The sequence below is a fragment of the Streptomyces sp. NPDC048002 genome (assembly GCF_040653275.1).
In the GTDB taxonomy this organism is placed as follows: domain Bacteria; phylum Actinomycetota; class Actinomycetes; order Streptomycetales; family Streptomycetaceae; genus Streptomyces.
Genome location: NZ_JBEZNL010000005.1, coordinates 312,784 through 325,806 on the forward strand (window position 1 = coordinate 312,784; position 13,023 = coordinate 325,806).

A 13,023-nucleotide genomic window follows, 5' to 3' on the forward strand; every position below is an offset into this window, starting at 1 on the left:
CGCACGCATCGGGGCCGAGGATGTCAGGGGTTCCGCTCGGCTTCGCGCTGCTGGTAGTCGCGTGGGGAGAGCCCGTGGAAGCGGGAGAAGGCGGCGCTGAACGTGGGCAGGTGGGCGTATCCGGTCCGGCGCGCGACGGAGCTGGGCGGGGCGCCGCCGGCGAGCAGGTCGCGGGCGATGCGCATGCGGGCGGCGTAGCGCCAGCGCGTCAGTGTCATGCCGGTCTCGTCACGGAATGCGCGGTGGATCTCGGCACCGACGTCGACAGGGTGTGTCCCGCCGGGCTCGCCGATCCGACGCAGGCATTCCATGGCGACGGCACGCGCGCGCGGATCGGTGGGCATCGGCACCGACAGCGCTCGCTGTACGGCGACCTGTTCCGCGAAGAGATCGAGGATGCGGCGGTGGTTGTGGTTGTCGGGACGCAGTGAGGACCGGGCGCTGATCGAGCAGAACATCAGGTAGTCGTCCCACGCGGGTGAGAACCGTACCTGGAGCGGCGCTGTCAGTTGGAGGTCGCCGGTGCTCGCGTTGCCCAGAGGGAGGGAGACGGAGTTCTCGCGGAGGCCGGTGACATGCTCCATGCCCGCGGGGATCCAGGTCGCCACGCCTCGTTCGCGCTCGTAGCGCTCGTCGCCGATGTCCAGGTACCCGCTGCCTCGGTACATCCAGCTGAGGACGTGGATGTCGTTGGTGTGTGACGGTGTGCTGGCCGCGGGCAGCATCTCGGGCGCGGCGGGGGTGCCCGGCGCGCGCATCATCCGGACCAGGTCGTCGGCCTGCCGGGCCGCTGCTGCCCGTTGTGTCAGTCCGCCGGTACGGGGCCGGGCGGAGAGCTGCCGTCCGAACTCGTGGGGGGTCTGTCCGAACCGTCCCTTGAAGGCCCGTGTGAGGCCGTTGCGGCTGGCGAAGCCTACGCGGGCGGCCACTTGGTCCACGTTGTAGCCGGCGGCGAGGAGCTCCACGGCGGCGCCGAGTCGGCAGTGCAGGCGCCACTGTTCGAAGGTGAGTCCGGTGTCGGCGAGGAAGTCACGGCGGAGGGTGCGCGCGCTGGAGAGGACACGGGCGGCCCACTGCTCGACCGTGAGGTCGAGCGCGGGGTCGCTGGTCAGTTCCTCGGCGACTGCTCTGGCGCCGAGGGCTCGCGGCATCGCGGGGGAGGCGCTCCCCTCCGGGCTCGGATGCTGACCGGCCTCGACGTGCGCGGGTGGGCGCGAGCCTGGATGCCGGAGGAGTTCCTCGATCGCCATGGGGGAGTACCCGTGGCCGCTGAACGGCGTCACCTGCAGGTTGAAGAGCTGGATGAGCCAGTCCTGCCAGCCGTGGGGCACGTCGAACCGTGTCAGTTCCGACAGGCCTTGGGTGCCGGCGCCGGTGTGGGGCCGCAGGGGGAAGGCCACGGTGCCTGGTTCGGTGATGATCTCCCGCTCCGCCCAGCCGTCCGCGGGAATCCAGGCGCCTTCGCCGGCTGTGAGGCGGAGCGTGGGGCCGGTGTCGAGGCGTACGTGCGCCGCGCCGGTGCGGACCCAGAGCAGCAGAGGCCGGACGGGTGCATCCGTTGAACCCATGCGCGTGGCCGGGATCGTTGGCGGTTCGTCGGCGCCTGCGGCGAACGAGGAGGGGGCCGTCATGTCCTAACCCTACGGCAGTCTGCGCACACCACGTCAGGTAAGGTTCCCCTAACTTTATCAGTGCGCGCCCTCCTGAGGCCGGTGCGCGACTCCTGCCCCCGCTACGACCGGAAGGTCAGTTCCCGCATGCCCAAGACCTCGCGCCGACTCACCGTGCGCCCGCCGACCCTGCGTCAGGCCGCGGTGGTCCGGACCTACGACATCACCTCCGGGATGCGGCGGGTCACCCTGACCGGCGAACAGCTGCGCGCGTTCACCACCGTGGACGGCATCGTGCGGCCGGCCTTCGATTCCCCGGGCTTCGACGATGACCTCACGCTCTACTTCCCGTACCCGGGCCAGAGCGAGCCGGTGCTCCCGGTCCAGGGCGAGGCCAAGCTGATCGTGCCCAAGGACCCGCGACCCCTGTCGAGGGCCTACACGGTCCGCCGGTGGGACCCCGAGGCCGGCGAACTGGACGTCGACTTCGTCAAGCACGGAGTCGGTGCGGGAACGACATGGGCCTACCGCACCCGGCCGGGCGACCGGATCCACCTCAGCGGACCGAGCACCTCCAAGGCACTCCCGACCGGCGCCGACTGGTGGCTCGTGGCAGGCGACGACACCGCACTCCCCGCCATCGGCCGCCTCCTCGACGAACTCCCGCCCGACGCCCGGGCCCAGGTGTTCATCGAGATCGCCGACGACGCCCACCGCCAGGGGCTGCGCGAGCTGCCCGGGGTCGAAGTGACCTGGCTGATCCGGACCGGCGCAGCGGCCGGAACGGTGTCGCTGCTCACCGAGTCCGTCCGCGCAGCCCAGTGGTGGCCGGGGCAGGCGTTCGCGTGGCTGGCCGGCGAGCACACGGCCGTCCGGGACATCCGCCGGCACCTGGTCGAGGACCGCGCAGTACCCAAGGAGGACATCGACTTCGCCGGCTACTGGCGGCGCTCCGAGGTCGTCGCCCTGGAGTCCGACGGGGCGGTACCCGACCCGGAGCGGACGGTCACCCCGTTCCAGAGGCTCCACGACCTGACCGAACTCGTCGCACCGGTCGCGATCCGCACCGCAGTCGAGCTGAACGTCCCCGACCTGCTCTCCCGCGGCGTGACCGGCGTGCGCGAACTGGCCGCCAAGGCGGGCGCCGACGAGCGGGCCCTGGGCAAACTCCTGCGCTACCTGCACACCCTGGACGTGGTGACCGAGACGGAACCGGATCACTACGCCCTGACCCCCGTCGGGGACGTCCTCACACTCGACTTCATCGCCGACCGGCTCCACTCCGCCGGGGTGATCGGGCGCGAGATGCTCGGGATCCACGGCCTCACGGAGTCGGTACGCACCGGCCGGCCCGCCTACGCCTCGGTCACCGGCCAGACCTTCGCCGAGGTGCGGGCCGAACAGGACTACGAGGACCGACACCTCGAACGCCTGGCGAAGTTCCAGCCCGCACTGGCCGAACCGATCGCCACCTCCGACCTGCTCGCCGGAGTCGAGCACCTGGTGATCCACTCCGGTGGTGCCGGCGCCCACGCCCGCGAGTACGTCGCAGCCCACGAAGCCCTGCGCGTGACGATCTGCGCCCTGCCCGCCCAGGCCGACTGGCTGCGCCGCGACCTGCCCGCCACGATCCCCGACGAGCGGCAACGCGCGCGCGTCGGCGTACTGGAGCAGTCCGTCTTCGAGCCCGGCCCGCCGGCCGACGCCGTACTCATCAGCCGCGCCTTCAAGACCCTGCCCGACGCCGACGCGGCTCACGCACTGCGCCGCGCGGCCGAGAACCTCCTCCCCGGCGGACGGGTGCTGCTGATCGAAGAGGTCTTCGACACCGACGAACTCGACGAGCACGACGGCGAGGAAGACCTGATCGGCCTGGTCTGCCACGGCTCCGGCCTGCGCACCGCAGCGGAGCTGGACGCCGTCATCGACCGGGCCGGCCTCACGCGCAGGTCCGCGCGGACCGTCGGCCTGGGCGTCACCGTCCATGAGCTCATCCGCGCCACCGCCGCGACTGAGCCCCTCCGATCCACCCCCTGAACTCCTCCACTCCACCCCCCTGAACCCCTCCCCTCCGTCCCGAGAAAAAGAGAACAGCCATGAGCAAGACCCACCTGATGAGACGCGGCACCACCCTCGCCGCCGCCCTGCTGAGCGCCTCACTCGTCCTCACTGCCTGCGGCGGTGACAGCGACGACGACACCGCCGACAAGACCACCGGGACCGGCAGCGACAAGCCCGCCGGGACCCAGAGCGTCAAGGCCGGGAACGGCACCGTCGAGATTCCCGCCGACCCCCAGCGCATCGTCACCATCGGCAACACGAACCTGCCCTTCATCGATCTGGGCGGCAAGCCGGTGGGCGTCACCGAGGCCTCCGAGGCCGAACTCGACGTACTGCCCGAGGACCAGAGGACGGTGTACGAGGCGGCCGAGATCGTCGGCAGCAGCGGCGGCGAGATAGACGTCGAGAAGCTCGCCGCCCTCAAGCCCGACCTCATCCTGGTCCAGTTCCACTCCAGCGACTGGGACAAGGTCGGCAAGCAGCTCGAAACGATCGCCCCCACCGTGTACTGGGGCCTCGACACCGAGTGGAAGGCCTTCGCCGACCAGATCGCGGAGGCCGGCAACACCGCGGACACGCTCAAGCAGCAGAAGGCGGAGTACGAGGAGAAGGTCACCAACATCAAGGAGACCTACAGCAAGATCATCGACGGCACCTCCTTCGTCGACGTCTCACGCGGAGACTGGAGCGATCCCGGAACGTTCTACATCGCGGACATCGGCTGCTCCGAGATCGCCCGCGACGACATCGGCCTGGACCTCCCCGAGGCGGCCGAGGGCGAGGACCCCCTGGCCTACGAGTCCCTGCCGTTCGAGCAGATCGGTGAGCTGTCCGAGTACGACGCGATCACCTACCCCGTGGACGCCGACGGCAAGCCGACCGAGCCCTTCACGGCGGTGACCAAGACCAACACCTGGAAGTCGCTGCCCGCCGTCGAGTCCGGCCGGGCGCTGGGACTCTTCTGCCCCGGCAACAACTCCTACGGCCCGGTGAACCAGTACCTGGACTCGCTCGACAGCGCGCTGGCGACCCTCTCCGGCAAGCAGTGACAGCCCTCGCCCTGCGGCAGGCCGGTCCGGGCACCAACAAGGTGCCCGGACCGGCCCGCCGTCTGCTCGGCCTGATCGTCGCGCTGCTGGTCCTGGCGGTCCTGCTGATCCTGAGCATCATGATCGGTTCGACGGCGATCGCACCGTCCGTGGCGTGGGACGCCCTGTTCCACCCTTCGGCCGGCATCGACCAGTTCGCGATCCGTGACTTCCGGCTGCCGCGCACGATGGTGGGTCTGGCCGTCGGCGTCGCCCTCGGCCTGTCGGGCGCGCTGATCCAGGCACTCACCCGCAACCCCCTGGCCGACCCCGGTGTCCTCGGCGTCCACGCCGGTGCCTCCTTCGCGGTGACGGTCGCCGTGGGACTGCTCGGCGTCCGCGACGTCCAGGGCTACATGTGGTTCGCGTTCGCGGGGGCACTGGTCGTCACGCTCCTGGTGCTCGTGTTCGGCTCGACACGGCAGGGCTCCTCCCCGGTGGTCATGGTGCTCGCCGGGGTCTGCGTCAGCGCCGTCCTCGGCGGCGCCAGGGAAGCGCTCCAACTGATGGACCCGGACGCCTTCGACGCGATGCGGAACTGGAACGCCGGGTCGATCTCGGGCCGCTCCCTCGACGTCGTGTGGCCGGTCCTGCCGTTCTTCGCGGTGGCACTCGTCCTGGCCTTCGTCGTGTCGGGCCCGCTGAACGCCCTCGCGCTGGGGGACGAGTTGGCGGCCGCCCAAGGGGTCCGGCTGGTACGCACCCGGGTGCTGGCGGTGCTCGCACTCACCCTCCTGGCCGGCGGCGCCACCGCGATCGCCGGACCCATCGGATTCGTCGGACTCATGGTCCCGCACGTGGCCCGCTGGATCGTCGGCCCGCACCAGCGCTGGATCTTCACCTACAGCATCCTCCTCGCCCCGAGCCTGCTGCTCGTCTCCGACATCCTCGGCCGCGTCGTGATGAGACCCGGCGAGCTTCCCGTCGGTATCGTCACCGCCTTCGTCGGCGCCCCCGTTCTCGTCGCGCTGGTGCGACGCAAGAAGGCGAGCGGCCTGTGAACACGCACACTTCACCGGTGGACTTCGGCCCGCGGGCGCTGGTGCTGCGGCACCGGCGGATCGCGCTACGGCTCCAGTGGCACACGCTCGTCGTCTGCGCGGTGCTCGCGGTTGCGATCGCCGGCACGGCGGTGCTCGCCCTGATGACCGGCTCGTACGCGCTGAGCCCCGGGCAGGTGCTCTCCGCACTGACCGGAGGGCAGAGCGGAATCGTCCACGAGATCGTGGTCGAGTGGCGGCTGCCCCGGGTGACCGCGGCGGTCGTGTTCGGCGCCGCTCTGGGGGTGAGCGGGGCGGTCTTCCAGTCACTGCTGCGCAACCCTCTCGCCGACCCCGGCGTCGTCGGGTTCTCCCAGGGCTCCTACACCGGCGCCCTGATCGTGATCCTGGTCGTCAACGGCACTTACGTGCAGCTGGTCGGCGGGGCGCTGCTGGGCGGGATGGCCACCGCCGTGGCCGTGTACCTGCTCGCCCACCGGCGAGGGGTGCAGGGGTTCCGGCTGATCGTCGTCGGTATCGCCGTGTCGGCGATGCTCGGGTCGCTCAACACGTGGCTGATGCTCAAGGCAGACCTGGACCAGGCGATGTCCGCGGCGGCCTGGGGTGCGGGGTCCCTCAACGGCGTGACCTGGGACCAGGTCGCCGTCGGCGGCGCCTGCATCGCCGGACTGCTGCTGCTGGCCGGGCTGCTCGGCCGGCCGATGCGGCAGATGGAACTGGGCGACGACGCGGCCGCCGCACAAGGGGTACGGGTCGCGCCCGTACGCCTCGGCCTGATCCTGGTGGGAGTGGCTCTGACAGCGACGGTCACGGCCGCGTCGGGACCGATCGCGTTCATCTCCCTGGTGTCCCCGCAGATCGGACGCCGCCTCGCCCGCACCGCCGGGATCACCCTCGCCCCCGCCGCCTTCGTCGGAGCGCTGCTGTGTCTGGCGTCGGACTACCTGGCCCAGCACGTCGCCCCCACCCCGCTGCCGGTCGGCATCATCACCGTCGTGCTCGGCGGCGGCTACCTCGGATACCTGCTGTTCACCGAAGCCAGGAGACGCCTGTGAGCGCACCCCCTCCCGAGACCGCGCGCCTGCGGGTGGAGTCGGCGACGATCGGCTACGACAAGCGGATCATCTCCGAGCACCTCTCGGTGGAGATCCCCCACGAGTCGTTCACGGTCATCGTCGGCCCGAACGCCTGCGGCAAGTCCACCCTGCTGCGCTGCCTGTCCCGCCTGCGGAAGCCGTCGGCCGGTCAGGTCGTCCTCGACGGCGCCGACATCAACTCCTACCGGACCAAGGAGGTGGCGCGGCGGGTCGGACTGCTGCCGCAGACCTCGACCGCCCCGGACGGGATGACCGTCGCCGACCTCGTGGCCCGAGGACGCTACCCTCACCAGGGCTTTTTCCGGCAGTGGACCGAGGACGACGAGCAGGCCGTGCTCAGGGCGATGCGCCAGACCTCGGTCGCCGATCTGGCCGGGCGTCTGGTGGACGAGCTGTCGGGCGGGCAGCGCCAACGTGTGTGGGTGGCGATGGCGCTCGCGCAGCACACCGACATCCTGCTGCTCGACGAACCGACCACCTTCCTCGACATCACCCACCAGATCGAGTTGATGGAGCTGTTCACCGACCTGCATGACGTCGGCCACACCCTGGTCGCCGTCCTGCACGACCTGAACCACGCCGCCCGCTACGGCACCCACCTGATCGCCATGAAGGACGGCGCCGTGGTCGCCGAGGGCACCCCGGACGAGGTCGTCACGGCCGAACTGGTCGAGGAAGTGTTCGGTCTGCGCTGCCTGGTGGTCCCCGATCCGGTGGCCGGCAGCCCCCAGGTGGTGCCGCTCGGCCGCGAACGAACCCGGCGGAGGCACGCCGACAACACCGACGTGGAGTGCGCGAAACATGGCTGATCCCTGGGTCGAGAAACTGTCGACCGGTCAGTGGAGCCCGGAAGAGTTCAGGCGGCACCTTCAGGACAGGGGAGCGCCGCTGGTGGAGCGGGTCTCCGCGGACGAGGTGGAGGTGACGTTCGTCGACGAGCCCGGCGACGACACGTCGGTCACCCTTGCGGTGGTGATGGGCCCCAGGATCGGCTTCAACCCGATCGAGGGGGAGTTCGCCCCGGTGCCGGGGACACCGTTCCGCGTCCGCACCCTGCGCATGCGGTCCGACCTGCGCTTCTCGTATGTATTCGTACGACGTGGGCCGACCGGTGAGGCGCAACGGGTTCCGGACCCGTTCAACCCGCCACCGAGGTTCTCTGACTGCTCGGTGGAACGCTTCTCGGGGGCCTCGGTGGCCGTGCTGCCCGACGCGGTGCCGTTGCCCTGGCTCGACCGGGCCGAAGCCGGGCCGGCCCCGGCAGTGGACACCGCCGTGCTGGCGAGCGAACTCCTGGGCGACGAGCGCCGCATCCGGGTCTCGATGCCGCCCGGGGAGTTCCCGGAAGGGGCTGCCCTGCCCGTCGTGATCCATCTGGACGGGACGCCGGAGCACAGCGCGCCGAGCGTCCGCGACGCCCTGGTCCGCGCGGGACTGATCCGCCCCTGCGTCGTGGTCCTCGTCGACCAGCCCGCACCGCAGCGCGACATTGAACTGCTCTGCAACCCGGCGTTCTCCCGGATGCTGGTGGAGGAACTGCTGCCGTGGCTCGACGACCGGTATCCGCTCTCGCGCAACCCCGGTGACATCGCGCTGGCCGGCGAGAGCTTCGGCGGTCTGTGCGCCGCCTGGACAGCACTCCACCACCCGCAGGCGTTCGGCAACGCCATCCTCCAGTCCCCGTCCTGCGGATACCACCCCGACCTCACCTGGGGCACCGGGCCGGCCGAACTGTTGCGCCGCACCCCCGTACCGACACTGATCGACGACTTCCTGGCCACGGAAACGGCACCGGTCCGCATCTTCCACGACGTCGGCGAGCTGGAGAGCTCGATCACGCACAGCCGCTGGCTGGACCACGTACTCACCGCAAAGGGCTACGACACCCTCTACCGGGAGTTCGCCGGCGGGCACGACTACGCGTGGTGGCGGGGACTCCTCGCCGACGCCCTGCTGTGGTGCTTCCCGCTCACGGGCACGGATCGGAGCCACGTGTGAGGACCTCCATGCGTTCCCCGGGCGCCGACCCCGCGGGACTGGGGCGGGGGCCGCTGACACGCAGACTGCCCGTGCTCCTGCTCGACCCCGCCGAGCCGCCCGCAGCCCGCCCGTTCGAGCACGGGCCGGAGACCGCACCGGGCCGGTTCCTGCTGCGCGTGATCTTCTCGGTACGGCGGGTCAGCGTTCCCGCGATGCTGCTGGCGATCGTGTGGCAGGTGGGTGAGTCCGCGGTCCCGGTGGTGATGGGACTCGCGATCGACCGGGCCGTCGCGACCGGGGACGAGGGACAGCTGGCCCTGTGGCTCGGGGTGCTGGTGGCCCTCTACGCCGCGCTGACGTCGTCGGCACGGCTGTCGCTGCGGCTGACCGCCCACTCGGTGCAGGTACTCCAACACCGCCTGCGCGGCACCCTCTCCGCGGGCGTGCTGCACCCGGTGGCCGGCACCGGCCGTGCGCCGGGCGGCAGTGTGGTCTCGGTGATGACCAGCGACGTCGCCCGCCTGTCCAACGCCGTGATCCTCACCATCATCCCGGTCTCGCGGGTCACGGCCATCGGATTCATCGCGGTCTCCCTGCTGGCGACGCATTGGTTGCTCGGACTCGTGGTGCTGTTCGGGGCGCCGGTCGCGGTCTGGTTGATGGGTGTGCTCAGCGAGCGGCTGTCCCGGGACACCCGCGAGTACCAGGAACTGCTGGCCTCCACGGTCGGACAGGCCACCGACCTGGTCGCCGGCTACCGGGTGGTCAAGGGGATGCGCGCCGAGGCCGAGGCGACCCGCCGATACCGGCGGGCCAGCCAGGAATCCCTTGCCGGTGCCAGGCGCAACGCGGGTCTGCTGGGCAGGTTCCTGGTGGGCTCGGGCGTGGTCAGCGGCACGTTCGTCGCCGTGGTGGTGGGGCTGGCGGGCTGGTTCGCCGTGGACGGACAGCTCAGCATCGGCGGGCTGATCACCGCCGTCGGCCTCGCCCAGGCACTGCTGCCGCAGATCCAGGCGATCGCGAGCACCTCCGTCCCCAACCTCGCCGGCGCCCGCGCCGCGTCCGTACGGGTCCTCGACGCGCTCCAGGCCAACACCACGCCGATGCCTGCGCCCGAAGACCCGATTGGGCGGGAGATCGCCGTGCTGCCTGAACTGGCCGTTGCCGTGACGGGACTTGGCGGGCCGGACGTGACGATCCGGGTTGCGCCCGGTGAACTCGTGGGTGTGCGCGCCGATGACCGGACGGCCGCCCGCGTCGTCGAGGCGCTGCTGGACCCGTGGGCCGGGGGAGAGGTCGAGGCGCGCCTCGACGGGAACGCGGCGCGGGAACTGCCTCCGGTCGTCTACCGCTCCCGGGTCACCGTCGCGCCGCACCGCGCCACCCTGTTCAGCGGCACCCTCCGCGACAACATCGCCGGGAACGCGTGCGCGCCCGAGCGGATGGACGCCGCCGTACGTGCCGCCGCCTGCGACGACTTCGCGGCCGACCTCGACGTCCCGCTCGGAGAGGGCGGCAACCGGCTCTCCGGCGGCCAGCGCCAGCGGGTCGCGCTCGCCCGCGCCCTGGCGAGCGACGCGCCGGTGCTCGTACTGCACGACCCGACCACCGCGGTCGACTCGGTCACCGAGCACACGATCGCGGGCCGCCTGCGTGCTGTGCGGGCAGGCCGCTCGACGCTGCTGATCACGTCGGCCCCGGCTCTGCTCGCTGCCTGCGACCGAGTCGTCGAGCTGCCTGACGACATCCCCGCATTCTCAAGGACTGCACTGTGAAAGACACTTGGGCTGCGGGCGGGACCGCGGCTTGCGACGCCGGGCCGGCCGGGCTGCCGGTCGCGAGCGGCAGCGAGACGGCCAGGGAGGTGTGGCGGCTCAGCCGCGGGTACCGGCTGAGGCTCGCCGCGACCGGGCTGCTGGGCATCCTCAGCACCGGAGTCGACCTGACCGTTGCCGTGGCGATCGGGTGGCTCGTCGACCGTGTGCAGGCCGGCACCGCGGACGTCGCCACCGTGCTGGCGGTCACGGCCGTCATGGTGCTCTCGGCGGTCCTCGGCGCTGCGGGCACCGCGTTGACGATCGTGCTCGCCACCCGCGTTTACCACTGCGTCCTCGCCGAGCTTCGGGAGAAGCTCGTGGGCCGCGCGATGACGCTCCCGCAGCACCTCGTCGAACGCGTAGGCACCGGCGACCTGATCTCGCGGTCCAGCGACGACGTCACCGCGGTCGCCGACGCCGCCCCTGCCGTGATCCCGGTGCTCACCGTCAGCGCCTTCACCATCGTCGTGTCGCTGGGCGGGCTCGCGGCCCTGGAATGGCCCTACGCCGCCGCCTTCGCCGTCGTCCTGCCCGTCTACGTTCTGGCCGTGCGCTGGTACCTGCGCATCGGACTGGGGGTCTACCGCGCCGAACGCACGGCGATGAGCGCGCGCGCCCAGCAGATCCTTGAGTCCCAGCGCGGCCACGCCACCGTCCTCGGCTTCGGCCTCGCCGAGCAACGGCACAGGGCCGTGATGACAGATTCCTGGCGCGTCGCGCGGCAGTCGCTGCGCGCACGGACCGTGCTGAGCATGCTCAACGCCCGCCTCAACCTGGGGGAGTGCCTGAGCCTGGCCGCCGTCCTCGTCGTCGGCTTCGTCCTCATCGACCACCAGGCATCGACCGTCGGCGGCGCCACCACCGCCATGCTCCTCGTGCTGCGCCTGCTCGGGCCGGTCAACCAGCTGCTGATGGTCATCGACACCCTCCAGTCCGCCCTCGCCTCACTGAGCCGCATGATCGGGGTCGTCACGATTCCGCCCGGCCCGCCGGACGTCCCGGCGCAGGCCGCCGCCAGCGCAGCCCTACGGCTTGAGGGGGTCACCTTCGCCTACGGCCAAGAGCCGCGCGTGCTCGACGACATCACCCTCGACATCCCGCCGGGTGAGCATGTGGCCGTCGTCGGCGTGTCCGGGGCGGGCAAGACCACGCTCGCCGGTGTGGTCGCCGGTACCCACCTGCCCCAGGCCGGGCGGGTCAGGCGCCCCGTCCGCACCGCGATGATCACCCAGGAGGTCCACGTCTTCGCGGGCACCCTGCGCGACAACCTCACCCTCGCCGCCCCCGGCGCCACCGACCTCGATCTCCACGCAGCCCTGGAAGCCACCGGTGCCGCATCTCTCCTCGACGCCCTCCCCGACGGATTGGACACCCTGCTGGGTGCCGGCGGACACCCGCTGACCGACGCACAGGCGCAGCAACTCGCCCTGGCCCGCCTGCTCCTCACCGACGCCGACCTGGTGATCCTCGACGAAGCGACCGCCGAGGCCGGCTCCGCCTACGCCGGACAACTCGACCGCGCAGCCGATGCCATCCTCGCCGGACGGACCGCGGTCGTTGTCGCGCACCGTCTCTCCCAGGCCGCCGCCTGCGACCGGATCGTGGTGATGGAGCACGGCCGGATCGTCGAGACCGGAACGCACGGAGAACTGGTCGAAGCCGGCGGTGTGTACGCGGGGTTGTGGACGGCCTGGGAGACCGCCCGGTGAGAACAGCGTGACCGGGCCAGGCCTCGCCGCAGTGTCAACAGCGTGTCGTCCGCGGTGAGTCGGCCGGGGTGTGTCGGCCGGGGTGAGTCGGCCGGGGTGACCGGGGTCAGCCAGACGGTGGCCTGACGGCACGCCTCACCTTCGGCGGTCACTCCAGGCATGCCATCCGAGAGGAGCGGGGTGAGTCCCGTATGGGAGGCCGTGCTGTTCTGGTGGTGTTCCCACTGCGGCGTCAGCACGACCGCACGGGGCAGTCCGCCGGGAGGGCTGCCAGGGGGGACTCAGCTTGTTCTTTAAGGTCTGGCCTACTTCAAAGGTTGGCCGTATCGGATCTCGTCTCCGAAGGCTCGTTCGGCACAATGATCGTGTGACGAACAACGAGGGTGTCGGAGTACCGTCCATCAGCGCAGGGCTTGTTGTAGGCATGCTGATCGGCATCGCAGTCGGGCTCGTGCTCGGGCTGGCTGTCTTCGACAACATGGCGATCGGCCTGGTGCTCGGCAGTGGCGCAGGCGGGGTCCTCGGTGTCACTTTCCCAGCGGCGCGGCGCTCGCAGCGCGAGTCTTAATGACCGCTATGAGGCGGCCTAGCCCGGAGTGCTGTGCTTGAGTTGCCCAGCACAACTGGGTACCTGGCTGTTGGCAGCGTCGCCTGACGTTG

10 protein-coding genes are annotated in these 13,023 nt (G+C 71.1%); 9 read left to right on the forward strand and 1 reads right to left on the reverse strand.

The features are described 5' to 3' along the window. Window positions 1-23 precede the first annotated feature (23 nt). Window positions 24-1,631, reverse strand: coding sequence for an AraC family transcriptional regulator (locus AB0E07_RS10555; protein ID WP_362248287.1), 1,608 nt, complete (start codon window positions 1,629-1,631; stop codon window positions 24-26). A gap of 126 nt (window positions 1,632-1,757) precedes the next feature. On the opposite strand from AB0E07_RS10555, the gene AB0E07_RS10560 reads away from it, so the two are divergent. The 9 genes from AB0E07_RS10560 to AB0E07_RS10600 all read left to right on the forward strand — a co-directional run bounded on the left by AB0E07_RS10560 (window position 1,758) and on the right by AB0E07_RS10600 (window position 12,931). Beyond that, entirely contained in the window at window positions 1,758-3,647 is a 1,890-nt protein-coding gene (locus AB0E07_RS10560; RefSeq protein WP_362248289.1) for a siderophore-interacting protein, read from the forward strand. 59 nt (window positions 3,648-3,706) lie between these two features. Further along, window positions 3,707-4,720 carry an ABC transporter substrate-binding protein gene (locus AB0E07_RS10565; protein ID WP_362248291.1) on the forward strand — a complete coding sequence of 338 codons (1,014 nt, stop codon included), beginning with the start codon at window positions 3,707-3,709 and terminating at the stop codon, window positions 4,718-4,720. Then, entirely contained in the window at window positions 4,717-5,760 is a 1,044-nt protein-coding gene (locus tag AB0E07_RS10570) for an iron chelate uptake ABC transporter family permease subunit (RefSeq protein ID WP_362248292.1), read from the forward strand. Before AB0E07_RS10565 ends, AB0E07_RS10570 begins: the two co-directional genes overlap by 4 nt. Beyond that, window positions 5,757-6,815: an iron chelate uptake ABC transporter family permease subunit gene (locus AB0E07_RS10575; RefSeq protein WP_362248294.1), complete on the forward strand. Its 1,059-nt coding sequence runs from the start codon at window positions 5,757-5,759 to the stop codon at window positions 6,813-6,815. The genes AB0E07_RS10570 and AB0E07_RS10575 overlap by 4 nt, the downstream gene beginning before the upstream one ends. Further along, window positions 6,812-7,666: an ABC transporter ATP-binding protein gene (locus tag AB0E07_RS10580; RefSeq protein ID WP_362248296.1), complete on the forward strand. Its 855-nt coding sequence runs from the start codon at window positions 6,812-6,814 to the stop codon at window positions 7,664-7,666. Before AB0E07_RS10575 ends, AB0E07_RS10580 begins: the two co-directional genes overlap by 4 nt. Beyond that, window positions 7,659-8,855, forward strand: coding sequence for an alpha/beta hydrolase-fold protein (locus AB0E07_RS10585; protein WP_362248298.1), 1,197 nt, complete (start codon window positions 7,659-7,661; stop codon window positions 8,853-8,855). The genes AB0E07_RS10580 and AB0E07_RS10585 overlap by 8 nt, the downstream gene beginning before the upstream one ends. Before the next feature lie 8 nt (window positions 8,856-8,863). Continuing rightward, window positions 8,864-10,612, forward strand: a complete 1,749-nt coding sequence (locus AB0E07_RS10590) for an ABC transporter ATP-binding protein (protein ID WP_362248300.1) — start codon at window positions 8,864-8,866, stop codon at window positions 10,610-10,612. Further along, a complete protein-coding gene (locus AB0E07_RS10595; protein WP_362248302.1) occupies window positions 10,609-12,363 on the forward strand; it encodes an ABC transporter ATP-binding protein in 1,755 nt (584 codons plus the stop codon). Before AB0E07_RS10590 ends, AB0E07_RS10595 begins: the two co-directional genes overlap by 4 nt. A 367-nt stretch (window positions 12,364-12,730) precedes the next feature. Then, window positions 12,731-12,931, forward strand: a complete 201-nt coding sequence (locus AB0E07_RS10600) for a hypothetical protein (RefSeq protein WP_362248304.1) — start codon at window positions 12,731-12,733, stop codon at window positions 12,929-12,931. Window positions 12,932-13,023: the final 92 nt, after the last annotated feature.